The following is a 25,454-nucleotide window of genomic DNA, read 5'->3' as shown; positions in this document are numbered from 1 at the left end:
CGCGCAGCCGGGCGTCGCCGGCCAACTGTGGCCCTCTCGCCTTCTCTCTCCGCTCTCTCCGCTCTCCGCTTCTCTCGGGTTCCATGTCTTCCCGGGGCGCGGTCGATGCCGGTGCCGGTGTCGGTGTCGGTTCGGAGGCTGGGGGGACCGGGGCGGGCGTGTCAGTCCTCCGCCGGCCGGTACACGGTCAGCGCCTCGTCGAGCTTGTCGATCACGAGTGCCGAGGGTGCAGGCCGCGTCTCGCCGTCGTAGGCCATCTGTGTGCCCTCGGGCAGTTCCGACACGACCAGCCGCCGTGGCCGCGCCGCCGCATACAGCAGCTTCCTTGCCGCGCCCCCGGCCAGAGCCGTCGCCAGCAACCGGGGGCGGGCCAAGTGCCCTCCGTGCGCGATGCGGACGTCGAGCAGTCCGTCGGCGAGGTCGTGACGCCGCGCGGGGGCCACGCCGAAGCTGCGGTACGCGCCGTTGCCCGCGAACAGCAGCCAGATCGAGCGGCGTTTGCCGTTCACCCGGGCACGTACGGGGCGCGTCGTGCGCAGCACCTGGAACAGGGCGAGCAGCGCCGAGAGCGGACCTCCGATCCGTGGCGACCACCGCTCACGGATCCGGACGAGGTCCGGGTAGACCCCGATGCTGAAGGTGTTCAGGAAGTACGAAGGCTCCGCGGCCGGCGGCCCGAGAACGTGACGGTCGGGGAACCTTCCTCCGGCCTGGACCAGCGGTCTGATCCTCCCGACGTCGGCCCGCACCGCGCTGCCCGCCTCCACGGCCGCACATGCGTCCGCGATGGTGTCGGCACCGAGGTCGGCGGCGAAGTGGTTGAACGTACCGCCGGGCAGGACGGCGAGCGGGACGTCGAAGCTCAGGGCGGCGGCCGCTCCCGCGTTGACCGTGCCGTCGCCGCCGCACACTCCCAGGGCACCACCGGACCGGGCGGCGTTCCGGGCGGCTTCGGCGAGTACCTCCGTCAGGGGCCCCGAGTCCGGCTCGTAGATCACGATGTCGGCCTGCGGCAGTGCGGTCCTCAGCTGCTGGACGGGACTGACCAGTTGGGGCTGGGCTCCTGAGGAGGCATTGACCACCACGGTCAGGCCCTTGCCCTCGGGCAGTGCCGGGGCGTCGGCCCGCGGCCGCGCAGGAGGCGGGAGCTGGGCGCGTGAGGGGACGAGGCCCCGCACCGCGAAGGCCGCTCCGACGCCGAGCGCCGCGCCGACCAGCACGTCACGGGGGCGGTGGTCGCCGCTGTGGACGCGGGAGAAGGCCACCGAGGCGGCCACCGGCGCCAGGACCGCGCCCAGGCCGCGGGCCTCCATGGCCACACCGGCGGCGAACGCGGCGGCCGATGCGGCGTGTCCGGACGGGAAGGAGGTGGTGAGGGGATGCTCGTGGAGCTGCCGCGCAGTCGGGCCGGTGTCCGGCACGGGGCGCGCATGGCGCACCGCGCCCTTACCGATCGTGGTGGCGGTCGCCGAGGCCAGCGCGAGCGAGACCGCCCCGCGCACCGCGGCCCGACGTCCCCGCGCTCCCCCGAGTGCCCAGATCCCGGCGCCGATGGCGATCCACATCAGTCCGGGGTCGGTGCTTCGGCTCAGCAGGGGAAGGACACGGCCGGCCCCCGGCCGGCGCCGGGGTGCGACCAGGCCGGACGCGGCGTGGTCCTGGGCACGGAAGAACTGCCTGACGCGTCGGAGCCGGGAACGGTTCATGCTCTCTCCATACCCTTGCTCCCTCGTTCCATGGGGCATCGAGCGAGCCGGCGTGCGGACCGGTTGCGCAGCGCAGGTCCAGGCGCATCCGCTGCGGCCCCGCGAGCCGAAGCCCCTGACGTGGGCCAGGGTGGGAGGACGTGGAGCGGAGGACGTGGGGCGGCCGAGATCGGGCAGGCGACAGAGGCCAAGGGGGCGGGACGAGGTATCCCCGGACAGGACCACAGGACCACAGGAACCGCAGGAACCGCAGGAACCGCAGGACCCGCAGGACCCGCAGGACCCGCAGGACCCGCAGGAACCGCAGGACCAAAGGACGACAGGGCAACAGGACCACAGGAACCGGAGACATCCATGAAAGGCGAGGACACACGGCCCCTGCGCTGCCTGGTCACCGGAGCGACGGGTTACATCGGGGGGAGGCTGGTGCCGGAGCTGCTGGATGCCGGCCACCGGGTCCGGTGCATGGCCCGGTCGCCCGAGAAGCTGCGGGACCATCCCTGGGCCGGGCGCGCCGAGGTGGTACGCGGGGACGTGACCGACGCGGAATCGGTCGGCGCCGCCCTGCGCGATGTCGATGTCGCCTACTACCTGGTGCATGCGCTCCGTACCGGACCGGGCTTCGAGGAGACCGATCGGAAGGCCGCCCGGGTCTTCACCGAGGAGGCGCGTGCCGCCGGAGTGCGGCGCATCGTCTACCTGGGTGGGCTCACCCCGGCGGATGTGCCGGAGAGTGAGCTGTCGCCGCATCTGCGTTCCCGGGCGGAGGTCGGCCGGATCTTCCTCCGCGCGGACGTTCCCGCGACCGTGCTGCGCGCGGCGGTCGTCATCGGCTCCGGTTCGGCGTCGTTCGAGATGTTGCGCTACCTCACCGAGCGCCTGCCGGTCATGGTCACTCCGAGCTGGGTCGGCACCCGCATCCAGCCGATCGCCGTCCGGGACGTGCTGCGCTGTCTGGTGGGCAGTGCGCGGATGCCCGACGACGTGAACCGCGCCTTCGACATCGGCGGGCCCGACGTGATCACGTACGAGCAGATGATGCACCGGTACGCGGCCGTGGCCCGGCTGCCGCACCGCCTCATCCTGCGGGTCCCGATGCTCACGCCCCGTCTCTCCAGCCAGTGGATCGGCCTGGTCACGCCCGTACCCGCCGCGCTCGCCAGGCCGCTCGCGGAGTCGCTGCGCCACGAAGTCGTCTGCCGCGAGCACGACATCGCCCGGTACGTACCCGATCCACCCGGGACACCGATCGGCTTCGACGAGGCCCTCACCCTCGCGCTGCAGCGCGTACGCGACGCCCAGGTGACCACCCGGTGGTCCTCCGCCTCCCTGCCCGGCGCCCCGAGCGATCCGCTGCCCACGGACCCCGACTGGGCGGGCGGCAGCCTCTACACCGACCGGCGCGCGCTGGACGTCGACGCATCGCCGAAGGCCCTGTGGGAGGTCATCGAGGGGATCGGCGGCGACAACGGCTGGTACTCCTTCCCGCTCGCCTGGGCCGTACGCGGCTGGTTGGACCGGCTTGTCGGCGGTGTGGGCCTGCGCCGCGGCCGGCGGGACGCCGCACGGCTGCGGGTGGGTGACTCGCTCGACTTCTGGAGGGTGGAGGAGATCGAACCGGGCCGGCTGCTGCGGCTGCGCGCCGAGATGCGCCTGCCGGGGCTCGCCTGGCTGGAGATGTACGCCGACGCGGCGGGGAACGGCCGGGCCCGCTACCGCCAGCGCGCGCTGTTCCACCCGCACGGTCTGCTGGGACACCTCTACTGGTGGAGCGTGTCGCCGTTCCACGCCGTCGTGTTCGGAGGCATGGCCCGCAACATCGCCCAGGCCGCAGGCACGGTGGATTCCTCCCCGCCTCGGGCGGACAGCTCCCATGACTCCGGTGCCGTCAGCGGCGCCAGTCCGGGCTGAAGCCGGGCTGAAGCCGCGCTCGGCCCGGACTGAATCCGGACGGCATGCGGGCTGCTTTCCGGCCTCCGTCCTTCTCGGCGCCCGTGCATCCGGCCACCGCACTTCACGGGAACTTGTTGACCACAGCACTGCAGCCACACCTCTTGGGAGCGGGTTCATGAATGCCGCGGTCGTCCTGTTCACCTCCGACCTGCGCCTGCACGACCATCCGCCGATGCGCGCTGCGCTCGGCGCGTGCGACCAGGTCGTGCCCCTGTTCGTGCGGGACGACCGCATCACGGCCACCGGCTTTCCCGCCCCCAACCGGCGGGCCTTCCTCGCCGACTGCCTGACGGATCTCGACACGGGGCTGCGCAACCGCGGCGGGCGCCTCGTCGTCCGCTCCGGCGACGCCGTCTCCGAGGTCTGTGCGGTCGCCCACGAAGCGGACGCCGACGAGGTGCACATGGCGGCCGGCGTCAGCGGCTACGCCCTCGCCCGCGAGGAGCGGCTGCGCGCGGCCCTGGAGCAGGAAGGCCGCCGTCTCCACGTGCATGACACGGTCGTCACGGCGGTCGCTCCCGGTGTCATCACCCCGGCGGGCTCGGACCATTTCGCCGTCTTCACCCCGTACTTCCGCCGCTGGTCCCAGGAGAAGATCCGCGGCACCCTCGGCGCACCACGCACGGTGCACGTTCCCGAGCGCGTCGGCTCGGAGCCGGTCCCGTCCCGCAAGGACGTCGCAGGTGTCTCGGCCGGCCTCGCCGGCGGCGGGGAGAGGGAGGGGCGCAGGCGCCTCACGTCGTGGCTCCGGGACGGTGTCGCGGGCTACGACGATCGCCACGACGACCTCGCCGGTGACGCGACGTCGAGACTCTCCCCGCATCTGCACTTCGGCACGCTCTCGTCGGCGGAGCTCGTCCACCGGGCGCGCGCCCCGGGTGGCCCGGGCGCCGAGGCCTTCGTGCGGCAGTTGTGCTGGCGCGACTTCCACCACCAGGTCCTGGCCGCACGGCCGGGCGCTGCCGTCGACGACTACCGCACCCGGAACGACCGTTGGCGCAGCGGCAGCGAGGCGGAGGAGGACCTCCAGGCGTGGAAGGACGGCCGCACCGGATATCCCGTCGTCGATGCGGCCATGCGTCAACTACGGCACGAAGGGTGGATGCACAACCGTGGCCGGCTGCTGACCGCGAGCCTCCTCACCAAGACGCTGTACATCGACTGGCGTGCCGGCGCCCGCCACTTCCTGGACCTGCTCGTCGACGGCGACATCGCCAACAACCAGCTCAACTGGCAGTGGATGGCCGGAACCGGCACCGACTCCCGGCCGAACCGGGTGCTCAACCCGGTTCGCCAGGCCAGGCAGTACGACCCGGACGGGGCCTACGTACGACGCTGGGTACCCGAGCTCGCGGGGCTCGAGGGGCCGGCCGTCCACGAGCCCTGGAAACTACGGGGCTCGGACCGGGAGAGGTACGACTATCCCGAGCCCGTCGTCGGTCTCGCCGACGGCCTCGCGCGATTCAGGCGGGGCCGTGGCGCGGCCCGACCGGACGACGGCCTCGCTGAGGCCCGGCAGTGAGGGGCGGGAAGCGACGGTGTCCGGGCTCATCCGGATGCCGGAACACGATCGAGTGCCATCCGGCCCGCGAGTCCTTGGACCTCAAGGGCAACGTCCCGCGCCGGGGCACCTACGGCTCCACCGTCTCGGGCCTGGAGTCGGTCGACTGGATCAACGGCCTGAAGATGGGCACCACACGCGCCGACGTCGACTGACGGGCGAGGAGCTGCGATCGCCGGGCCCGTCGTCCCTCCCCTCTGGGGGCGGCGCCCGGTCCGGGCGGCACCGGAACCGATAGCGTCGGTAACGAAAACACGTTGGCATCGAATCTCAACGATGCTAACAGTCGTCGTATAGCGTTGATTCCATGAGCGCCGAAAAGATCTCCGAGAGAAGTGCCGACACCCGCGAGCGGATCCTCGTCGCCGCCGCGGAGCTGCTGGCCGAGGGCGGCAGTGACGCCGTCTCCACCCGTGCCGTGGCCCAGGCGGCCGGTGTCCAGGCGCCCACGCTCTACCGGCTCTTCGGCGACAAGAAGGGACTGCTGGACGCGGTCACCGTCTACGGGTTCGAGCGCTACCTGGCGGACAAGCAGGCGATGACAGAGACGGGGGACCCGGTCGAGGACGTGCGCCGCGGCTGGGACCTGCACATCGACTTCGGGCTGACCCGCCCGTCGTTCTACGTGCTGATGTACGGCGCCGTGCGCCCCGGCGAGCGTCCCGCCGCCGCCGGGGAGGCCTACGCGGTGCTCGTCGGCATGATGGAGCAGGTCGCCCGCGCGGGCCGTCTGCGGGTTCCCGTCCCCGCCGCCGCCCAGATGGTCCAGGCAGCCGGCGTCGGCGTCGCCCTCACTTTGATCGCCACACCGGCCGACGCCCGGGACCTCGGCCTGTCGGCCCGTACGCGGGACACCGTTCTCGCTGCCGTCACCACCGATCCCGGGCCGGCGGGCGACCAGGGCGGCGCGGCCTCGCGGGCCGTCTCCCTCGCCGCCGTCCTGCCGGAGCTTCCCGAGGTGCTCTCACCGGCCGAGACGTCCCTGCTGCGCGAGTGGCTCGAGCGCCTCGCCTCCGGCGGCACGGTCGGGCGGGCCCGCTGAGCCGCGCGGTGCGCCGCGCGAACGACGGCGAGCGGGACCGGCCGTGGCGCGGTCCGCCACGGCGCGCGTCAGAGCTCGTCGTCTCCCTCCAGAAACGTTCCGACCACCTCGATGTCCCCGATCCTCGATGGGTCGACCCGGCGCGGGTCGTCCCCGAGGACCACGAGGTCCGCGCGCTTGCCGGGCGTGATGCTGCCCGCATCCGTGGCCGCCGGCACACCGGTGCGCCGCGCCGTCGTGCTCGGCGCCGGACAGAGCGCCGCCGAGGCGGTCGCCTACCTCCACCGCAGCTTCCCCGACGCGGAGATCTGCTCCGTGTTCGCCAAGTACGGCTACACACCGGCCGACGACAGCCCGTTCGCCAACAAGATCTTCGATCCCGAGGCGGTGGACGTCTACCACGGTGCACCGCGTGACGTGAAGCAGTCGCTCTTCGACTACCACCGAGGCACGAACTACTCCGTGGTCGACATGGATCTGATCGAATCCCTCTCCCGGACGATGTACCAGGAGAAGGTCCAGGGCCGGCAGCGGCTGCGGATGATGAACGTCTCCCGCATCCGCGAGGTCGAGCCGCCCGCGGACGACATCCAGGTGACGGTGGAGTTCCTCCCGACAGGTGAACGCCGGGTCCTCGCTGCCGATCTGCTCGTCCACGCGACCGGCTACCAGCCCCAGGACATCGGCGACAACCTCGGCGAGATCGGCAAGCTCTGCCTGCGCGACGAGGAGGACGCCCTCCTGGTCGGCCGCGACCACCGCGTGTCGACCGCAGCGAACGTGACCGCGGACATCTACCTGCAGGGCGGTACCGAACACACCCACGGCCTCACGTCGACCCTGCTGTCCACCACCGCCGTTCGAGCCGGAGAGATCTGCGCCTCTCTCCTCGCACGCCGCTTCGCGGACACCCGGAAGGCGCACGCCACCGTCCACTGAGTTTCAATGAATCCCAGTGATTCACCCGTTACCGGGAGTCCAGCAGCACCAGGACCGGCGCCATGCGGCGCGGCAGGCCGCCGTCGCCCGCGCCGGCTCCGACGGTGAGCCCGGCGAAAGCGAGAACGCCCTCGATCTCCTCCGGGCCCAGGGGTGTCCGGGTCGGAGGGGTCGGTCCGGCCGGCGTGGGGTCCCGGTCAGGGTGGGGGCCAGTTCCGCAGCAGAGCGTCGAGGGCGTCCACGATCCGGGACCAGGTCTCCTGAGTGTCGGGGGCGCTGTGGCTGAACCCGCCCCCCATCTCGAGGCTGACGTAGCCGTGGAAGACACTGCCCAGCAGCCGGACCGCGTGCGTCTGGTCCGGCTCCGTCAGGTCGTAGCCGCGCAGGATCGCCCGCGTCATCTGCGCGTGCCTGCCGCCGGCGCCGGCGGCAGCCGCCTCGGGAGTCAGCCTCAACTGGGCTGCGGCGTAGCGGCCGGGATGCTCCCGGGCGTAGTCACGGTAGACGTCGGCGAAGGCGGCCAGGGCGTCCTTGCCGGCCCGACCGGCCAGAGCTTCGGCGGCCCGGTCGGCGAGCTCCTCCAGGGCGAGCAGGGCGATCTTGGTCTTGAGGTCCTGGGAGCTCTTCAGATGCGAGTACAGACTCGCGACCTTGACGTCGAAGCGCCTGGCGAGCGCCGAGACGGTCACCTGGTCGAAGCCGACCTCGTCGGCGAGTTCCGCCCCGGCCCGGGTCAGGCGTTCCGTGTTCAGCCCTGCGCGAGCCATGCCCTTCCTCTCATCGGCAGACTCGAGTATGCAATTGCCTAACACCTATAGGCAAATTGGTCTGCTCGATACAAAGGCGGTTCGCTGACCGAGGGCGTACGCGCGCGCTGCGCGGCCGGCGTCGGACTGATGGCCTTCGTCCTCAGCTTCCTGGGCACGGCCACGTTTCACGGCGCCGCACGGCTGCGATGTCGGCCCGTCGGGCGGGCGTGGGCGCGGTGGGGCTCATCCGGTCGTCAGCATGGCGGGGACGGGGCGTGCGGGGGTGCGGGCGGCGGAGGCTTCGGTGCGGCGGTGCCGGCCCTCCCCGGGCATGTCCAGAGCGGGAGGACGCTCGAATGCGGGCTGTCCACGGTGTCGGCCGGTACCGGCTTCCGTGATCGGCCGAAGGCGCCGAAAGACATTGATGAGGCGGGCTGATTGCTGCATGGTGGTCTCCGGATGGGGCTTTCCTGTCCGGTCTCGGTCAGATGCTGCGCTGGTTCTCGGCGGAGTGGAGGGACCAGAGCTGGTCGAAGTGCCAGCGGTCGAAGCCGTATGTGTGCTCGTCCGCCGGGATGACCACGGCCCATCGTCCGTCGATCAAGTGGTAGACGCGCTGGCCGTCGTAGCGCAGCTGGCGGCCGTGGTCGCTGGACTGCCAGTACGCGTAGCCCCGGTGGTCCCGCGCGCTGTGCCAGTCGCGGTACCCGTCCCAGAGGGCGCGCCCCTCGCCGATCTCGGCGGGGCCGGCCAGGCTCTGGTCGCTGCGCTCTGCCGAGACGTGGACGACGGCGCCGGGGCGACCCTGCTGATCGGCGGGGAGCGCGGCCGCCGAAGCGGGGCTCCCGACGGCGATGAGGGCGCTGCCGGCCAGCGTGGCCGATGCGGCTGCCGTTGCGATGCGGCGCACGAGCTTCTTCATGGTCTTGCCTCCTTGTGTCGCCCGCTCGGAGCGGGCGTCGAACGATCGACGTGCTGTGCCGTGGGCCGATCGGCCAATACGACTGATCGCCGTCATGCGTTGACGCTATCAGATCGTTGATGGCCATCAATGAATTAAGGAGTGTGACTGTCGACTCAATCGCATGAACGGGGTGTGGCCGCGGAGATCGGTGCGCCGGTCCAGGGGTCTCGCCGGACGCGAAACCGCCGATGACAATGACCTTCTGCCCGGTGAAGTCGAGGGTGCTGCCGGGCGTGGCGTGTGCTCCCTGGGTGCACGCTCAGGCGCTTGCGAATCGCAAGCAGTGCCGGAACGGACGGTAGGCGACTCCGCGCGGCTCCGGTAGGGGATCACGAGTAATGCGGGCATAACGGGCGCCTAGCTCGGGAGGGAGGGTCGTGAACGTCGAGGCGTTGCGCTATGCCCAGGCCGTTTCCCGGACGAAGTCCTTCAGCGCTGCCGCTCGGGCTTACGGGGTGATGCAACCTGCGCCGTCGAGCGTCGTCGCGCGGCTGGAGGGGGAGCTCGGCGTCAAGCTGTTCGACCGCTCAGCGCGCGGGGTGAAGCCCACCGATCACGGCGCACGGATCCTGCCCCTGATAGAGCACGTCCTCGGTTCCCTCGAGGTGCTTGCCACCGAGGCCCAGCGGCTTTGCCGGTCCGGTCACCGAAACGATCCGCATGGGTGTGCACCCCTGATCGCGGCCGAACTCGTCGCCCGCGCCTTCGATGCCGCCCGCACCCTGAAGCGTCCACGCGGCCTTGCCCTGCGGGAGACGGACTTCGACCCCCTTCGTCGAATGGGGCCACGGGCAATGCCCGTGGCCCCATGGTCGCCTGACGGCGGGTGGATCAGTGTTCGGTGCAGACGGGATCGCTCTTGGAGGTCCTGACCCGGATCAGGAGGCCGCGCAGGGTCGAGAGTTCCTGGGGGGCGAAGTCCGCGAACAGTTCCTGCTCGACCTCGTCGATGGCGTCCTGGGTCTTCGCCAGGACGCGGTCGCCCGCCTCGGTGATCGTCACGATGTGGCGACGCCGGTCCGCGGGGTCGCGACGGCGTTCGACGAAGTGCGCGGCCTCCAGGTCGTTGAGGATCCCGCACAGGACGCTCGGGTCGACCTCGAGGGTCCCCGCCACGTTTCGCTGGCTCATGTTGCCCGACCGGCCGAGCAGCATCAGCGTCGCGCCCTGGCGAGGCGTCAGTCCGCAGAGCGCGAAGGCGTGCTCCACGCGACTGCTGGCGATGGCGCCGTGCCGGGCGAGCAGGAAGCCGAGCCGGTCGAGGGGGTCGGCCTCGACGGTTTCGCCTTCGAGGGTGTCGGCTTCGAGGGAGTCGGCTTCGAGGGAGTCGGCCGCGTTCGCGTTCATTATCACGCTACCCATCATATCAAGGAGGCGACTGTTACCTGCAGGAGATCATTTAACGGTATCAATGAAATTCGAAGATAAATGGTGCCGGCCGAGATGTCCAGCGGCCGAATGCTGACGGTTTGATCCCGAAATGGTCGCGTTTCCTCGACCAGGCCACGACCCCCTCTCGGAGCCCGCCCCGAGCGCGTCCCGTGCCCTCAGGCCACCACCACCTTCACCGACGGCGCCACCCTCGTCCTCTATACCGACGGCCTCGTCGAACGCCGCCGCGAGGACAACGACACCGGCCTGACCCGCCTCGCCGAAAGCCTCACCCGCCACCGGGGAGCCGAGCCCGAACCCCTCGCCGACGCCCTGCTGACCGACCTGCTTCCGGTCGGCGGCCTCACCGACGACACCGCCCTGGTCATCGTCCGCCTCTGACTCCCCCTCCCCGGTCCCCGCATCTGCGCGGTCAAGCCCTGCCGTGCGCCTTCTGGGAGTGGCGCGACAGCGAGTCGAGGACCACGGCGGCGAGGAGCACACCGGCGGTGATCACGGATTGCATGGGCGTCGGGATGCCCAGCAGCACCATGCCCGAGGCGATCGACTGAATGACGAGCATGCCGAGCAGTACGGACCAGGCCTTCCCCCGCCCGCCGAACAGGCTGACGCCGCCGATGACGGCCGCGGCGACGGCGTTGATCAGCAGGATCGTGGACCCTGCGGTCTGGCCCACCGCGGCAACGCGCGAGGCGAGGAAGAGTCCGCCGACCGCGGCCAGCGTCCCGGAGACCATGAAGGCCGAGATCCGCAGCCACACCACGTTGAGACCGGATCGGCGGGCCGCCTCCGCACCGCCGCCGATGGCGAAGAGCTTGCGTCCGTAGAACGTGCGGCGAAGGACGAAGTCGAGGCCGACGATGAAGACCAGGAAGATCAGCAGGGCGAGCGACAGGCCCTCGAACCGGTTGAGCACATACGCGGCGGCGAAGGCGACCAGTGCCACCGCGCCGGTGCGCGCCGCGATGACGCTGATCGGCTTCGCCGACACACCGGCGACCCTACGCCGGCGGGCGTCCCGGTAGGAGGTCAGAAAGTACGCGGCCACGCTGAGCCCGGCCAGCCCGTAGGCGACCGCCGCGTCGTGGAAGTAGTAACTGGTCAGGGCGTGGATCACGCCCTGCTCCGGGAGGTTGATCGTGCCGCTCGCGCCCAGGACGTACAGCGTCAGACCGTTCCAGGCCAGCAGCCCCGCCAGGGTGACGACGAAGGCCGGTACGCCGATCCGGGCCGCGAAGAATCCCTGGAAGGCTCCGATCAGCGCCCCGACGACCATCGCGGCGACGATCGCCATCCACTCCGGCACGCCGTTGTTCACGTTGAGCACGGCGAACACCGCCGCCGTGAGCCCGCTGACCGAGGCGACCGACAGGTCCATGTCGCCGAGCAGCATCACGAAGACGAGGCCGAGGGCGATCATGCCCGTGCCGACGATGTCCATGCTGAGGTTGGAGAGATTGCGGGGTGAGAGGAACTGCTGGTCAAGACTCTGGAAGATGGTCCAGATCACGACGACGCCGATGATGCCGGGAAGGGATCCGAGTTCGCCGCTGCGCAGCTTGCGGGCGAAGTCGCCGGCGTAGCTCCTGAAGCCGCCTTCGTCCGCTCTTCGGCGTCGGTCGACTGCTGTGGGCGCGGCGCGGTCCGGCGGCTCGCCACCAGCCGCTCTGGCCGGGTCGAGGTTCTCCGATGCTCCAGTCCTGTTCACATCGCTCCCTCCCACGACTGGGCCTTGCGATGGGTCACGGCATTGTGGGTGGCACCGGTGATGGAGGAGACGATCTGCTCCTGCGACGTGGTCGGCACGCTGAAGAAGCCGTTGTTGTGACCGAGGTAGAGCACCGCGACCCGGTCCGCGACTGCCTTGACGTCCCCCAGGTTGTGGCTGACGAGGAGGACGCCGATCCCGCGTTCCCGCAGTCCCTCGATCAGGTCGAGGAAGTGGACGGTCTGCCGCATGCCCAGCGCGGCGGTGGGTTCGTCGAGGATGAGCAGTCGGGGTTCGTCCAGGAGCGCGCGGGCGATCGCGACCGTCTGGCGCTGGCCGGCGGAGAGGGAGGCGACGGGGACGCGGACGCTGGGGATGCGTATCAAGACGGTGTCCAGCAGGTCCAGTTCCCGGGCCCGGCGCTCCATGGACACCTCGTCGAGGATTCCCGTCCTGCCGATCTCACGGCCGAGGAAGAGGTTGCCGACGACATCGAGCGTCTCGCACAGTGCGAGGTCCTGGTAGACGCCGGCGATGCCCAGGGCCTGGGCGTCACGGGGGCGGGAGATCCGGACGGGACGGCCGTTCCACTCGATGGCGCCCGTGTCGGCGGGGCCGGCTCCGGTGATCACCTTGACGAGGGTGGACTTGCCCGCACCGTTGTCGCCCACCAGGGCGACGACCTCCCCGGCGTAAATCTCCAGCTCGACGTCCTGCAGGGCCCAGACGACACCGAACCGTTTACAGATTCCGCGCATCGCCAGCAGGGGTGTGCTTGGCACATGAACCATCTCCTTCGCCCGTCCCGTCGACCCGGCCCATGGGCGGCACGCCGTGCGAGTCGAGGCGCCGGGCCGGCTTACCCGGTGAGGCCCGCTTTCCTGCAGGCGGCTTCGACCGTCGGGGTGCAGATCTGGTTGATCGTGTAGAGGCCGCTCTTGACGACCGTGTCCTTGATCGTGCCGACGGTTACGGGGACGAGTGGTCCCAGTACGGCCGGGATGTCCTTGCTGGTGTCGTTGCTGACGCGGTCCGTGGCGATGGTGTCGAGCTTTTCCCCTCGGCCCAGGGCGACCGCCATCTCGGCGGCTGCATCGGCCTCCGCCTCGAAGGACTTGTACACGGTGACGTACTGCTCGCCCTTGACGATCCGCCGCACGGCCGCGAGGTCGGCATCCTGACCGGTGACAGGAGGCAGCGGACGGACGTCGGCGGCCTTGAGCGCCGTGACGACGCCACCCGCGAGCCCGTCGTTGGCCGACAGGACGCCGTCGATCCTGTCGGCACCCAGCTCGGCGATGGCGGCGGACATGTTCCGGAACGCGTTCTCCGGAATCCACCCGGCGGTGTAGTACGACCTGGCGATCCTCACCTTGCCCTCGAGCACGGAGCGCGCACCCTTCACCAGGGCCCTGGTGTTCGGGTCGGTGGGGTCGCCGTTCATCATCACGACCTGCCCGCCGCGTGCCTTGGGGCCCATCGCCTTGAGGAGCTGCTCGGCCTGGATCCTGCCGATCTCCTCGGAGTCGTAGCTGGAGTAGGCGGAGACGGGGCCTTCGGCGAGACGGTCGTAGGAGACCACCGGGACATCCGCGGCACGGGCGCTGGTGATCGAGGAGCGGAGCGCCTTGTCGTCGACGGGATCGACGATCAGCACCTTGGCACCGTTCGCGATCATGGATTCGATCTGCTGCTGCTGTGTGGCCACGTCGGCCGATGCGTAGGCGTGGGCGACCCTGCAGTCGGGGCACAGCTCCTTGATCCTCTTCACGATCAAGGGCTTGTCCGCGGTCGCCCAGCGAGCGGTGTGGGTGTCCGGGAGCAGCAGCCCGATCGTGAAACTGCCGGAGGTCTTGCCACCGCCGTCGTCGCCTGCCTCGCCGACCGACCCGCAGGCGGCGAGAGCGGTGAGTGCGGAGACCGCTGTCACGGCGACGACAGCACGACCCGGACCGTTCATGATCCGAGCGATCTGCCCGCCACGTCTCCGGCGGCTGTGAGCCGTCTGGAGTCGAACCGACATATTTACCAATGTATGGGAAAACACAGAAACAGCGACGCCGGTGGCCGCCCGGCCGAAGGACAGGCCGTCCTATGGGATCCTCCGGAATCTCCCGGGCGGGCGGCCGGCCGATGAGTTCTCCGCTCGGAACCGGTCGACATCCGTACGACACCCGACTGCGAGGAGGTACCGGATGCCCACGGACGGATTCACCACGTGCCTGTGGTTCGACGGGCAGGCCGAGGAGGCCGCGAACCACTACGTCTCGATCTTCAAGAACTCCCGGATCGGACGGATCAGCCGCTACAACGCGGCCGGGCCGGGGCCCGCGGGATCGGTACTGACCGTCGAGTTCGAGGCCAACGGCCAGAAGTTCGTCGCCGTCAACGGCGGGTCTCAATTCACCTTCAACGAAGCCGTCTCGTTCCAGATCCTCTGCGAGGACCAGGGCGAACTGGACCACTACTGGAGCAGGCTCACCGAGGGCGGCCAGGAGGTCCAGTGCGGCTGGCTGAAGGACAAGTACGGCGTGTCCTGGCAGGTCATCCCCGCCGGCCTCGCCGAGATGATCAGTCATCCGGATCCGGACAAGGCGAAGCGGGCCACCGAGGCGATGCTCTCGATGGTCAAGTTCGACATCGCCGCCCTGAAGAGGGCGTACGAGGGGGAGTAGGGGACACTGCCGTTGCCGAGGGGGCGCGCTCAGGTGCGCCCCCTCGGCAACGGGGTGGCAGTCGGCGGCCCCTAGGGGGAGACCGACAGCGGTCAGGCCGGGGGTACGACCGCCACCGGGACGGGCGCATGGTGCAGCGCGGCGTGGGCCACGGACCCGATGCGCGAACCGATCGGGGAGCGATGTGCCCGGCGGCCGACCACGAGCAGCTGCGCGCCGGAGACCGCCGACAGCAGCACCTGACCCGCGCTGCCGATCTCGACGTGCTCGGTCACCGGCACGTCGGGGAAGCGCTCGCGCCAGGGCGCGAGCGCCTCCGCCAGAGCTTCCTTCTCGTACGGCTCCAGCCCGCCCGCCTCGTCGGCAAGGCGCAGCGAGCCCGGGCTGTAGGTGTAGAGGCTGGGCAGGCTCCAGGCCCGCACAGCGCGCACGGCCGCGCCGCGTGCGGCGGCCGTCTCGAAGGCGAAGCCCAGCACCGCGGCGCTGTCCTCCGCCGAGCCCTGCTGGCCCACGACGATCTCAGCGCCGCCCTGAGCCTGCTCCTGGGACTGCGGCTGCGCGTCCCCGGCGGGGGCGCGGACCGAGACGACGGGGCACGCGGCGGAGGCGATCACCTGCTGACCGTACGAGCCGACCAGGAAGCCGACCAGCGCGCCGTGCCCACGTGAGCCGAGGACCAGCATCTCGGACCGCTCGCCCTCGCTCAGCAGCGCGGCGACCGCCGTGTCCGGCACCACTTCGGCCCTGACCGTCAGGTCCGGGTAGCGTCCGGCCACGTCCTTCTCGGCCTCGCGCAGCAGGCTGTCTGCCGACTGGGCCTGCGTATCCCTGTCCTGGACGAGGGGCACGTCCAGGGGCTGCCACAGCCAGGCGTGCACGATATGCAGCGGCAGGCCGCGCAGCGACGCTTCACGGGCCGCCCAGCCCACGGCGGCCAGGCTCTCCGGTGATCCGTCCACTCCTGCGGTGATGGGTCGGGCCATGGGGGATGTGTCTCCGTCCGGTTCGAGGGCGCGACCGGTCACGGGTTCCCCGGCCTCGCCATTGCTGCACCCGGCGGTCCGGCCCGGGGCGGACCGCCCGCTGCTCGTGCAGCGGAGGCGAAGCGCCCGGGGCCTGGAGCCGCGAGGAGGGAGGTCAGCCCTCGACGACGCCCGACTTGGCGATCGTGACCTTCGCCTTGGGGGCGCCGCTGCGCGAGCCGAGGGACTCGATCTGCTTCACGAGGTCCATGCCCTCGACGACCTCGCCGAAGACGACGTGCTTGTTGTCGAGCCAGTCGGTGACGATGGTGGTGATGAAGAACTGCGAGCCGTTGGTGTTCGCGCCCGCGTTGGCCATCGAGAGCTGGCCCGGCTTGGTGTGCTTGACCTGGAAGTTCTCGTCGGCGAACTTCTCGCCGTAGATGCTCTTGCCCCCGGTGCCGTTGCCGGCGGTGAAGTCGCCGCCCTGGAGCATGAAGTCGGGGATGATGCGGTGGAACGAGGAGCCCTCGTAACCGTAGCCGTGCTCTCCCGTGGCGAGCTCGCGGAAGTTCTTGGCCGTCTTCGGGACGATGTCGTCGAAGAGCGTGAAGACGATCCGCCCGGCGGGCTGGTCGTTGATGGTGATGTCGAAGAAGACGTTACTCATGACTTCATCCTGACACTTGTGGTCACAGAACTCACACCAGACCCACCCTGACGCGGAACGCAGGCCCCTGTGGTAGTAGCGGTCAACGATCTGGCCGGCGGGGACCGACCTCGGTCTCCGCCGGTGCACGCCGACCGGGACCTGCTTCCTCGACAGGGCGGCGGGCCCTCGAACCCTGCCCGCCGCCCCGCGGGCCCCGGCCCCCGGACGGCCCTACAGGCTTCCGCCCACCGCGGGGCTCCGATGCGCCGGCGGCGCGGCCGTCGGCTCCGGCGCGATGCGCTGGTGGGGAATCGGCAACTCTCCCTGCTGCACGGCGATGTTCCGCGTCGGAGCGGGGACGGTGATGCCCTCGGCGCGGTAGCGCCGGTGCAGCCGCTTGATGAACTCGTGCTTGATCCGGTACTGGTCGCTGAACTCGCCCACCCCCAGGATCACCGTGAACCCGATCCTGGAGTCGCCGAACGTGTGGAAACGTACGGCCGGTTCGTGGTCGGGCAGACCACCGGCGACGTCGGCCATCACGCTCTCGACGACCTCGGTGGTGACGCGCTCGACATGGTCCAGGTCGCTGTCGTAGCCGACTCCCACCTGGACGTTGAGCGTCATCAGCCGCTCCGGCCGGTGGTAGTTGGTCATATTGGTGCCGGACAGCTTCGTGTTCGGGATGATCACCAGGTTCTCGGAGAGCGTGCGCACCACGGTGTTTCGCCAGTTGATGTCGACGACGTAGCCTTCCTCGCCGCTGCTCAGCCTGATGTAGTGACCGGGCTGCACGGTTCTGGAAGCCAGGATGTGCACCCCGGCGAAGAGGTTGGCCAGTGTGTCCTGCAGGGCGAGGGCCACCGCCAGACCGCCCACGCCCAGCGCGGTGAGGAGCGGCGCGATGGAGACGCCCAGGGTCTCCAGCACGATGAGGAAACCGATGGCGGACACCACGACGCGCGTGATGTTCACGAAGATGGTGGCCGAACCGGCGACACCGGACCTGGAGTCCGCCAGGGCCTGCACCAGTCCGGCGACGATCCGCGCGACCGTGAGGGTCGCGGCCATGATGAGCACGGCGGTGAGCGTCATCGTGACGTTGCGTTCGACCCTGGCATTGAGCGGCAGCACCGACGCCGCGACCGCCGCGCCGCCGGTGATCGCGCCCCAGGGGACCAGTGCCCGAAGTGCGGCGACGATGATGTCGTCGCCGCCCCAGCGGGTCTTGTCGGCCCGCTCGCCGAGCCATTTCAGGATCACGCGCAGCACCAGGGCCGCCGCGAGTCCTGCCGCGACCGCGATTCCGGCGACGAGGACGTCGTGCAGTGTGAGGTCCCGGTTCAACGGTCCCCTCCCGTCACACGGGGAAGAGCGCGGGCGGCGCCGGTTGCCCTTGCGGTCGCCGCTGAGAGCCGGATGTGATGTGTCGTCACCTTGCTACCTGTGCATTCTGGGAGTGCGGTTGTGCGGTCGCGTCGAGGACGTACGTCGAGGAGGCAGATCGAGGACGTACGAGTCCGCTCGGCGTGACGTGTCATCCTGCCGCATGCCGCGACGAGCGCTGCGGGGACCCCGCCTCGGCACCGCTCCGGGGCCCCGCGTCCCCTCAATGTCTCGATGCTCTGAGGGACTTGGACCTTCTCACGGCCTGCGTGCCGCCTGCCTGCCACTCCGGCGCGAGCACCGACCAGAGCTCCTCGTCGTGCCGTTCTCCCCGGTACGGACAGCTCTCCCGCAGCACGCCGTCCTTCGTCATCCCCAGCCGCCGGGCCACGGCGATGCCGGCCTCGGTCGCCGTCGAGACCCACCACTCCACGCGGTGGATCCCCCGCTCCTCGACGGCCCAGTCGGTGATCACACGCGCGGCCCTGGTCACCAGCCCCTGCCCGCCGCCGACGGCTCCAGCCGGCAGCCCGCCTCTGCGGTGCCCTGCGTGACGTCCATCCTCCGGAAGACGACCGCGCCGACCAGCGTGCCGTCCGCCCGGATGCCGTGGATCCGCCCGGCGTCGGCCGCGGCCTTCTCCGCGTACGCCTGGAGGAACGCCCGGCTCGACTCCAGGTCCGTGACGACGTCGGGCAGCGCGTTGTGCCTGCCGATGAACTCCCGCCCTCGGTCGATGTGGGCCGGGAACTCCTCCGCCTGCCACGGCTCGAGCGGGCGCAGCTCCGCGCCGTCGTCGCCCAGGCGTATTGCGTACGTCGTCACCTTCCAGGGGCAGCACCCAACGCACTCCGTGCGCACTGCGAAGGGATCTTCGCACGCGAGGCGTCACGGGCGTCCGCGGCGTGTGGGCCAGCCGTCCGGATCCGGGCGAGCAGCGGTCGGCCTAGAACTGCTTCGCGCCCGCCACGATGGCCTCCCGGATGCGGTTGTAGGTGCCGCAGCGGCAGATGTTGCGGATCTCGTCGAGGTCGGCCTCGCCGATCTCCCGGCCCGCCTCGCGCGCCTGACGGACCTTGGCGACGGCGGCCATGATCTGGCCGGGCTGGCAGTAGCCGCACTGGACGACGTCGTACTCCAGCCAGGCCTCCTGCATCGGGTGGAGCTCCTTGCCGACCGTGGCGGGCAGGCCCTCGATGGTGGTGACCTCGTCGGCCGGTCCGACGTCCTCGACCGGAACCGTGCAGGGAGTGAACGCCTTGCCGTTGAAGTGGCTCGTGCAGGCCCTGCAGACGCCGACCCCGCAGCCGTACTTCGGACCGGTGACGCCCAGGACGTCCCGGAGCACCCACAGCAGCCGGACGTCGCCCTCGATGTCCACGGTCACCGGCTTGCCGTTGAGGATGAAGGTGTGGTGGGGCACAGATGGCTCCTAGCGGACGTGGTCGAGGCCGTCGGTGGGGGAGGCGGGGACCGGCGGAGTGGTGGGCAGCGGCTCGAAGCCCAGCGGTTCGCCGTGGTTGACCGGGAAGGTCGTCGGCATCCGTCCGGTGGCCCGGCCGTAGGCACAGGCCACGGCGGCCATCGCGCCGGCGACGGCCAGCTCGCCCGCACCACCCGGTGTTCCGGTGGTCGGTGGCATCACGACGATCTCGAGCTCGGGCGGGGTGTTCCACTGCCGGGTGTAGAAGTAGTTGTCCCAGCTGCTTTCGAGGAAATGCCCGTCCTCGAGATGGAGACCCGAGGTCAGGGTGAGGGCGATGCCGTCCATGATGCCGCCCATCATCTGCGCTTCCAGTCCGCGCGGGTTGACGGCGAGGCCGGCGTCGACGGCGCACACGACCTTGGTGACGCGCGGCCCCGTGTATGCGTGGGGGATCTGCCGTCCGGTCGTCTGCGGCCGGCAGTCGATCTCGGCGAGGACGGCCACGAAGGCGTGGTACTCGGGGTGGACCGCGATGCCCTGCCCCATGCCGGCGGGCAGGGCGCGTCCCCACCCGCCGACCTCGGCGACCTTGTCGAGAACGGCCCTGGCCCGCTCGTCCTTGAGGTGCCGGCGGCGGAACGCGCAGGCGTCCTTGCCCATCCGCTTGGCCAGCTCGTCGACGATCAGCTCCTGTGCGCAGCGGACGTTGGGGGAGTAGATGTTGCGCATGGAGCCGGTGTTGAAGCCCTTGTCGGTCTCGCTCAGCAACTGTGTGGTGACACCGAAGTGGTACGGGCTCTGCTGGGTGAGCTGGAAGACCGTCTCGGAGAAGGTGAGATCACCGACGGGCAACCGGGCCGCCTGCGAGGTGATGATCTCGCCGAGCCCGTGTCCGAAGTCGGTGGCGACGGAGGTGTGCCGCTGCTCGTAGGTGAGGACCTCGCCGAGTGCGTACGTGGCCCGGACCCGCGAGGTGGACATCGGGTGCGTGCGGCCCTGACGGAAGTCGTCGGTCCGGTGCCACATCAGTTTCACCGGCTTGCCCACGGCCCGGGAGATCTCGGCGGCCTCCGCGGCGGCGTCGTGGAACAGCTTCCGCCCGAACGAGCCGCCGCCCTGGGTGACATGGACCTTCACGGCGGTGGGCGGCAGGCCGAGCCGAAGGGCGATCTGTTCCTGGGCGACGATGGGCGACTTCAGACTCGCCCAGATCTCCGCCGAGTCGTCGCGTACGTCGGCGATGGCGCAGTTGGTCTCCAGGGCGCTGTTGCTGGCGAAGTGGAAGGTGAAACGGGCGTCGACGGCCTTGGTGAGCAGCGGCAACGAGGGCACGACGAGCGGGAGTTCGGCGCGGCGCAGCTTCTGGGCGATGGTCGCGTCGGAGGTGCCTTCGGCGGTGCCCGGTCCCCAGTCGACGTCCAGGGCGCGGATCGCGTCGATGCACTGCCCGAAGGTGCGGCCGCGGACGGCGACGCCGCTGGAGATCCGTACGACATCGGTGATGCCGGGCATGGCCCGTACCTCGTCCAGGTTCTCCACCGAACGGACCGTGCCGTTGATTGTCGGGGGCCGGCACACCATCGTCGCCAGCGCGTCCGGCACCTGCACGTCCATCGCGAACGTCTTGCGGCCCGTGACCGCGTCCAGCGCGTCGATCCTGCGTCGGCCGGTCCCGATGATGCTGAACTCGGAGGACTTCTTCAGGGTGACGGAGACCTGGCTTGTGGTCACGGCTGCGGCCTTCAGGGCGAGTTCGCCGTAGGTGAGGCGCAATCCGGTCGCCGAGGTGATGACCCCGGCCTTGGCGGTGAGGGTGCCGATCGCCTCTCCCAGTTCGAGGGCCGCGGCCTCCAGCAACCGGCCACGGGCGACGGCGGCCGCCACCCGGATCGGGGTGAAGGTCGAGATGGTGGTGTTGGAGCCTCCGGTGAGCTGGTTGAACAGCAGCTCCGGCCGCGCGTCGGCGAGGGTGACCTTCACCTTGTCGAGCGGCAGGTCGAGCTCCTCGGCGATCAGCATCGCGCTGGAGGTGGTGATGCCCTGGCCGACCTCCGCCCGGGGCAGCGCCAGGGACGCCGTACCGTCGGAGTCGATCCGGATGCTGATCAGATTCGCGGTGGGCAGGGCGGCATGGGTCAGCATGTCGTTGAGGTCGTAGATCTCGGACGGCCCGGGCACCGACGGCACCACCGCGCCGGCCTCCGCGGGCGCCAGGACGGCGTCGCCGAGCTGCGCGGCCACCGTCAGCGTCGATCCGGCCAGGACGTACCCGAGGAACCGCCGGCGACCGATCCCGCCCGGGGCCGCGCCGGCCTCCGGGCCCGGTGAGCTGCTGTGAACTTCCATCGCTGTCCTCCAGCTGTCCTCTCGACGACGGCGGACGCGAACACGCTCCGGCCCGAAGCGGAGTGGACCATACCGAACGGTAGGAACACCAGAGCACGGACAGCTGCTTGTGCCGGCCGAGACGAATGCGAGCCCGGACGGGGCCGCGGCCGCCCCCGCCTCCCCGACCGGGAGCCGACGGCTCCGGCGCTGCTCTCGTGGCATGCGCAGACCGCCCGCGCCGCGTCGGGGACGACGGGGCGCGGGCGGGCGAGTCAGCGTGACGGGAGCGGAACTCCCGCACCGAACCGGGTCAGAGCGTTCAGCAGGATCTGGCGAGGAACCCCGGGCGTTCACGACTCTGTTGGTAAATGGACAGGGCGGACATCCTGGCTCTCACTCTGGCTGGGAGTGGATCACTTGACCTGCGGGTCCGTGAGTCATGGCGACCCCCGTGGCCAGCGGTTCGTCCCTTTCTCAACGGAGTCCTTCAGGGCCGAGTCAAGTTGCCCTGGAGCCCGCTCGGCGGCATCTCCCAGGCCCGCCAACTGGGCTCGGCGTACGCGCCGTTCGCCCGGGTCGCCGAGGCCCACGGCGTCAGCCCGCAGCGTGTGTGCCTGGCGTGGATGCTCGCCAAGTCGCCCGTGGTCGTGCCGATCCCGGGCGCCAGCCGACCGGAGACGATCCGCGACTCGGTGGCCGCCGCGGACCTCGTGCTCACCGCCGAGGAGCTCGCGGAACTGGACGCCGTCTGACGCCGCAGGGACGGCCTCGCACACGTACCGGCCGCCAGTTCCGCGAGGGAGCACTGCCGTGCGGACTGGCGGTCCGTTCGCACAGGGACGTCCCTTCCCGGAGCGAGCGGGCCAGCGTTGGCCCGGAAACCCCGGGCCCGACCGAGCTCACCCCTGCGGGACCGAGGCCGCCTCAGCCGGTGGGACGGACCGCCTTCGCCAGAGCCGCACGCAGTGTCGCGACATCGGCCGGCGCACCCCGGTCGTCACCGGAGACCCCCAGGCCCTGCGGGTTCTTCGCGTACGGGACGACATAGGCCGGGGTGTCGCGCTGGAAGCGCCAGCTGTCGGCGAGTTCGCCGGCGTCCACGGCGTCGTAGCCGAGCCGGTCGAGGAGTCCGGCGACGGAGGCCCTCGCCTCCGGGCTGTCGCCCGCGATGGGAAGCGCCGAGCGGTCGGGGGCGCCGGTGGGGCGTGCGAGGGCGGCCAGATGCCGGAAGTAGATGTTGTTGAACGCCTTGACGACCCGGGACTCCGGGAGATGCCGCTGCAGCAGTTCGCTGGTGGTCGTCTCCTCCGCGTCCAGTTCGGGGAACCGCCCGTCGCGTTCCGGGTAGTAGTTGTTCGTGTCAAGGACGATCCTGCCGACCAGTGGGGCGACCGGGACCGCGCGATAGTTCTTCAGAGGGATGCTGACGACCACCCAGTCACCTGCGGCCGCCGCCTCCTCCGGAGTCGCGGCGCGGGCCCGGGGACCGAGTTCCGCCACGAGGTCGGACAGGGTCTCCGGTCCGCGGGAGTTGCTGAGGACCACGTCCAGGCCGGCGGCCACGCCGAGTCCGGCCAGGGTGCTGCCGATGTTTCCGCTGCCGATCAGTCCAAGCGTTGCCATAGAGGCGGAAACCGGGGGTGCCAGGAGGGTATTCCCCTGCCCGGTCGGCTCCGCCCACCGGGCCCGCCCGCACGTCCAGGACGGCGGGCTGCGCGGCGCCGTGGCAGGCAGTGGGAAGGCCCCGGGAAGGGTTCCGCGCGCGCGATCGGCCCGGAGCTGGTCTGCTGGTTCTGGGAGACCGTTGTGCCGGTATCCGGGAGTGATCCAGATGAGCACCCACAAAGTCGCACAGGTCGCCACCGCCGGTGGCCCCTTCGAGATCGTCGAGCGTGACGTACCGCGGCCGGGCCCCGGCCACGTACGGATCGCCGTGGACGCCTGCGGGATCTGCCACAGCGACGCCTTCTTCGTCAACGACATCCTTCCGGGCGTCCGGTTTCCCGTGGTCCCCGGGCATGAGATCGCGGGGCGTGTCGACGAACTCGGCGAGGGGACGCAGAACGGCCGGCAGGTGGGCGACAGGGTGACCGTGGGCTGGTTCGGCGGCAGCTGCCGTCACTGCACGCCCTGCAGACAGGGCGACTTCATCGTGTGCGTGAACCTGAAGGTCCCCGGTTGGGCGTACGACGGCGGCTTCGCCGAGTACGTGATCGCACCGGCCGACGCCCTGGCCGCGATCCCCGACGCGCTGGAGGCGGCCGATGCGGCGCCCATGGCCTGCGCGGGGGTCACGGTCTACAACGGCCTGCGACGCAGCTCGGCACGGCCGGGCGACCTGGTCGCCGTCCTCGGCATCGGAGGCCTGGGGCATCTGGGAGTGCGGTACGCGGTCGCCATGGGCTTCGAGACCGTGGCCATCGCCCGCGGAGCCGACAAGGAGGACCTCGCCCGGGAACTCGGCGCGCACCACTACATCGACAGCACGGGGGACACCGCTGTCGCGGACGCGCTGCAGTCCCTCGGCGGCGCCAAGGTCGTCCTGGCCACCGCCGCCAACTCCGCGGCCATGACGGCGACCGTCGACGGGCTCTCCCACCGTGGCGAGCTGGTGGTCGCCGGTGCGGACGTCGAGCCGCTGGGAGCCACCCCGGCCCAGCTGCTCATGCGCGGCCTGGTCGTCCGCGGGCACCCGTCCGGCACCGCGCAGGACGTACAGGACACCATGACGTTCAGTGCCCTCCACGGGATCCGTCCCGTGATCGAAACCGTGCCGCTGGAGCAGGTCGACGAGGCGTACCGGAAGATGATGTCCGGCGCCGCCCGGTTCCGGATGGTGCTTGCGGTCCGCTGACGCCGTAGGTCCCCAAGGCTGCCTTTCGTCGCTACGATTCCGAACTCCCGGTCGGCAAGCTCCTCCGCCGGGCCCTGCGTGACCCCTTTCGGGAGGGCGACGGAATGAGCGACAACCCCGCCGTGCGGATCGAGCGCGACGGCCCCGTGTTCACGGTCGTCCTCGGCCGGCCCGAGGTGCGCAACGCCGTCGACGGTCCGATGGCTGCGCAACTGGCCGGGGCCTTCAGGGAGTTCGAGAACGACGATGCCGCGGCTGTCGCCGTCCTGTGGGGCGAGGGCGGCACCTTCTGCGCCGGAGCCGACCTCAAGGGCATCGGCACCGAGCGGGCCAACCAGGTCCTCCCCGAGGGCGACGGCCCGATGGGCCCCACCCGGATGCGGCTGAGCAAGCCCGTGATCGCCGCGGTGTCCGGACACGCGGTCGCCGGCGGCCTGGAGCTGGCCATCTGGTGCGATCTGCGGGTCGTCGAAGAGGACGCGGTCTTCGGGGTGTTCTGCCGCCGCTGGGGCGTGCCCCTGGTGGACGGCGGTACGGTGCGGCTGCCGCGCCTGATCGGAGAAAGCCGCGCCATGGACATGATCCTCACGGGCCGGCCGGTCCCGGCGCCTGAGGCATACGAGATCGGGCTCGCCAACCGCCTCGTCCCGACCGGGGGCGCCCGCCGGGCCGCGGAGCAGCTGGCCCGTGAGATCGCCGCGTTCCCGCAACTGTGCCTGCGTCACGACCGGCTGTCCGTGCGCGAGCAGCACGGGCTGAGCGAGCCGGACGGCCTGGTCGCCGAGTACCGGCACGGCCTGGTCCCGCTGACCGCGGGGGAGACCCGGTCCGGTGCCGGGCGGTTCGCGGGCGGTGCGGGCCGCCACGGTTCGTTCACGGACTGAGCCATCAGGGTCTCCTGACCGGACGCGAGCCGTCGTCGAGACGCCGCAGCACGCGCGTGGCCGGCTGGGCATCGGTGGACCTCGGGGCCCTGACGATCGGCGGTCGGCTCCAGCAGTTCCCCGGCGGTCCGCTCCCGACGCTCCGGCTGGTGAGGGAGTCCTGAGCCGACGCGCCTCGCCGGGTGACTGACCTGCGTCAATGGTCTCCCGGGACGGCGTGGGGCCGCGCGGTGCGGTGCACCGTGCGGCCCCAGGGGGTGGTGTGCCGGGTTC

The 25,454-nt window shown here is 70.8% G+C and carries 21 protein-coding genes and 6 pseudogenes; 10 read left to right on the top strand and 17 right to left on the bottom strand.

The genetic code is table 11. The annotated features are described in order from the left end of the window. Nucleotides 1–161: 161 nt before the first annotated feature. Entirely contained in the window at nt 162–1,706 is a 1,545-nt protein-coding gene (locus ABT078_RS36910; protein WP_351235787.1) for a bifunctional phosphatase PAP2/diacylglycerol kinase family protein, read from the bottom strand. A gap of 354 nt (nt 1,707–2,060) precedes the next feature. Between ABT078_RS36910 and ABT078_RS36905 the strand changes: the two genes are divergently transcribed. The 3 genes from ABT078_RS36905 to ABT078_RS36895 all read left to right on the top strand — a co-directional run bounded on the left by ABT078_RS36905 (nt 2,061) and on the right by ABT078_RS36895 (nt 6,262). Continuing rightward, nucleotides 2,061–3,617: an SDR family oxidoreductase gene (locus ABT078_RS36905; RefSeq protein ID WP_351235784.1), complete on the top strand. Its 1,557-nt coding sequence runs from the start codon at nt 2,061–2,063 to the stop codon at nt 3,615–3,617. 157 nt (nt 3,618–3,774) lie between these two features. After that, nucleotides 3,775–5,181 (top strand): cryptochrome/photolyase family protein, encoded by a 1,407-nt coding sequence (locus tag ABT078_RS36900; protein WP_351235782.1) that lies wholly within the window; start codon nt 3,775–3,777, stop codon nt 5,179–5,181. A gap of 346 nt (nt 5,182–5,527) precedes the next feature. After that, the gene (locus ABT078_RS36895; RefSeq protein ID WP_351235780.1) at nt 5,528–6,262 is read left to right on the top strand and encodes a TetR/AcrR family transcriptional regulator; all 735 of its coding nucleotides are present in this window, start codon (nt 5,528–5,530) and stop codon (nt 6,260–6,262) included. A 68-nt stretch (nt 6,263–6,330) separates the two neighbouring features. On the opposite strand, the pseudogene ABT078_RS36890 reads toward ABT078_RS36895, so the two are convergent. After that, a pseudogene (locus tag ABT078_RS36890) lies at nt 6,331–6,462 on the bottom strand (hypothetical protein); the annotation flags it as partial. 13 nt (nt 6,463–6,475) lie between these two features. Here ABT078_RS36890 and ABT078_RS36885 point away from each other — a divergent pair. Continuing rightward, a pseudogene (locus tag ABT078_RS36885) lies at nt 6,476–7,201 on the top strand (SidA/IucD/PvdA family monooxygenase); the annotation flags it as partial. A 28-nt stretch (nt 7,202–7,229) separates the two neighbouring features. Here the strand turns inward: ABT078_RS36885 and ABT078_RS42985 are convergent. From ABT078_RS42985 to ABT078_RS36875, 3 genes are all read right to left on the bottom strand, one after another. Further along, entirely contained in the window at nt 7,230–7,352 is a 123-nt protein-coding gene (locus tag ABT078_RS42985) for a hypothetical protein (protein WP_502981497.1), read from the bottom strand. A 46-nt stretch (nt 7,353–7,398) separates the two neighbouring features. Then, on the bottom strand, nt 7,399–7,968 hold the full coding sequence (locus tag ABT078_RS36880; protein ID WP_351235778.1) for a TetR/AcrR family transcriptional regulator: 570 nt from the start codon (nt 7,966–7,968) through the stop codon (nt 7,399–7,401). Nucleotides 7,969–8,434: 466 nt separating this feature from the next. Next, complete coding sequence (locus ABT078_RS36875; RefSeq protein ID WP_351235776.1) at nt 8,435–8,872, bottom strand: hypothetical protein; 438 nt, start codon at nt 8,870–8,872, stop codon at nt 8,435–8,437. Between the two features lie 419 nt (nt 8,873–9,291). On the opposite strand from ABT078_RS36875, the pseudogene ABT078_RS36870 reads away from it, so the two are divergent. Continuing rightward, nucleotides 9,292–9,414: pseudogene (locus tag ABT078_RS36870) on the top strand (helix-turn-helix domain-containing protein); the annotation flags it as partial. A gap of 27 nt (nt 9,415–9,441) precedes the next feature. Here ABT078_RS36870 and ABT078_RS36865 read toward each other — a convergent pair. Together ABT078_RS36865 and ABT078_RS36860 are read right to left on the bottom strand one after the other, a co-directional pair. After that, nucleotides 9,442–9,576, bottom strand: coding sequence for a hypothetical protein (locus ABT078_RS36865; protein ID WP_351235821.1), 135 nt, complete (start codon nt 9,574–9,576; stop codon nt 9,442–9,444). Between the two features lie 169 nt (nt 9,577–9,745). Next, nucleotides 9,746–10,261, bottom strand: a complete 516-nt coding sequence (locus tag ABT078_RS36860) for a MarR family winged helix-turn-helix transcriptional regulator (RefSeq protein WP_351235811.1) — start codon at nt 10,259–10,261, stop codon at nt 9,746–9,748. 143 nt (nt 10,262–10,404) lie between these two features. Here ABT078_RS36860 and ABT078_RS36855 point away from each other — a divergent pair. Next, a pseudogene (locus ABT078_RS36855) lies at nt 10,405–10,687 on the top strand (SpoIIE family protein phosphatase); the annotation flags it as partial. A gap of 31 nt (nt 10,688–10,718) precedes the next feature. On the opposite strand, the gene ABT078_RS36850 reads toward ABT078_RS36855, so the two are convergent. From ABT078_RS36850 to ABT078_RS36840, 3 genes are all read right to left on the bottom strand, one after another. Next, nucleotides 10,719–12,014 (bottom strand): sugar ABC transporter permease, encoded by a 1,296-nt coding sequence (locus ABT078_RS36850; protein ID WP_502981496.1) that lies wholly within the window; start codon nt 12,012–12,014, stop codon nt 10,719–10,721. Then, entirely contained in the window at nt 12,011–12,805 is a 795-nt protein-coding gene (locus ABT078_RS36845) for an ATP-binding cassette domain-containing protein (RefSeq protein WP_351235774.1), read from the bottom strand. The genes ABT078_RS36850 and ABT078_RS36845 overlap by 4 nt, the downstream gene beginning before the upstream one ends. Before the next feature lie 68 nt (nt 12,806–12,873). Then, entirely contained in the window at nt 12,874–13,974 is a 1,101-nt protein-coding gene (locus ABT078_RS36840; protein WP_351235772.1) for a sugar ABC transporter substrate-binding protein, read from the bottom strand. A 235-nt stretch (nt 13,975–14,209) separates the two neighbouring features. Between ABT078_RS36840 and ABT078_RS36835 the strand changes: the two genes are divergently transcribed. Then, nucleotides 14,210–14,689: a VOC family protein gene (locus ABT078_RS36835; RefSeq protein WP_351235770.1), complete on the top strand. Its 480-nt coding sequence runs from the start codon at nt 14,210–14,212 to the stop codon at nt 14,687–14,689. A gap of 92 nt (nt 14,690–14,781) precedes the next feature. Here the strand turns inward: ABT078_RS36835 and ABT078_RS36830 are convergent, their stop codons facing one another. The 6 genes and pseudogenes from ABT078_RS36830 to ABT078_RS36805 all read right to left on the bottom strand — a co-directional run bounded on the left by ABT078_RS36830 (nt 14,782) and on the right by ABT078_RS36805 (nt 21,461). After that, complete coding sequence (locus ABT078_RS36830) at nt 14,782–15,672, bottom strand: universal stress protein (RefSeq protein ID WP_351235768.1); 891 nt, start codon at nt 15,670–15,672, stop codon at nt 14,782–14,784. A 154-nt stretch (nt 15,673–15,826) separates the two neighbouring features. Continuing rightward, nucleotides 15,827–16,321: a peptidylprolyl isomerase gene (locus ABT078_RS36825; protein ID WP_351235766.1), complete on the bottom strand. Its 495-nt coding sequence runs from the start codon at nt 16,319–16,321 to the stop codon at nt 15,827–15,829. A 213-nt stretch (nt 16,322–16,534) separates the two neighbouring features. Continuing rightward, nucleotides 16,535–17,650, bottom strand: coding sequence for a mechanosensitive ion channel family protein (locus ABT078_RS36820; RefSeq protein WP_351235764.1), 1,116 nt, complete (start codon nt 17,648–17,650; stop codon nt 16,535–16,537). 262 nt (nt 17,651–17,912) lie between these two features. Continuing rightward, nucleotides 17,913–18,514: pseudogene (locus ABT078_RS36815) on the bottom strand (GNAT family N-acetyltransferase). 121 nt (nt 18,515–18,635) lie between these two features. Then, nucleotides 18,636–19,112 carry a (2Fe-2S)-binding protein gene (locus ABT078_RS36810; RefSeq protein ID WP_351235762.1) on the bottom strand — a complete coding sequence of 159 codons (477 nt, stop codon included), beginning with the start codon at nt 19,110–19,112 and terminating at the stop codon, nt 18,636–18,638. 9 nt (nt 19,113–19,121) lie between these two features. Further along, the gene (locus tag ABT078_RS36805; protein WP_351235760.1) at nt 19,122–21,461 is read right to left on the bottom strand and encodes a molybdopterin cofactor-binding domain-containing protein; all 2,340 of its coding nucleotides are present in this window, start codon (nt 21,459–21,461) and stop codon (nt 19,122–19,124) included. A 485-nt stretch (nt 21,462–21,946) separates the two neighbouring features. Here ABT078_RS36805 and ABT078_RS36800 point away from each other — a divergent pair. Continuing rightward, nucleotides 21,947–22,195, top strand: a pseudogene (locus ABT078_RS36800) (aldo/keto reductase); the annotation flags it as partial. A 172-nt stretch (nt 22,196–22,367) separates the two neighbouring features. Here ABT078_RS36800 and ABT078_RS36795 read toward each other — a convergent pair. Then, nucleotides 22,368–23,066: an NADPH-dependent F420 reductase gene (locus tag ABT078_RS36795; protein WP_351235758.1), complete on the bottom strand. Its 699-nt coding sequence runs from the start codon at nt 23,064–23,066 to the stop codon at nt 22,368–22,370. A 208-nt stretch (nt 23,067–23,274) separates the two neighbouring features. On the opposite strand from ABT078_RS36795, the gene ABT078_RS36790 reads away from it, so the two are divergent. Then, nucleotides 23,275–24,297, top strand: coding sequence for an alcohol dehydrogenase catalytic domain-containing protein (locus ABT078_RS36790; RefSeq protein WP_351235757.1), 1,023 nt, complete (start codon nt 23,275–23,277; stop codon nt 24,295–24,297). Nucleotides 24,298–24,401: 104 nt separating this feature from the next. Next, nucleotides 24,402–25,181, top strand: coding sequence for a crotonase/enoyl-CoA hydratase family protein (locus ABT078_RS36785; RefSeq protein ID WP_351235755.1), 780 nt, complete (start codon nt 24,402–24,404; stop codon nt 25,179–25,181). The last annotated feature ends 273 nt before the right edge of the window (nt 25,182–25,454 follow it).

The organism is Streptomyces sp. NPDC002133 (genome assembly GCF_040296405.1).
Classification (GTDB): Bacteria; Actinomycetota; Actinomycetes; order Streptomycetales; family Streptomycetaceae; genus Streptomyces.
This window is presented reverse-complemented; position numbering and strand designations above follow the sequence as displayed.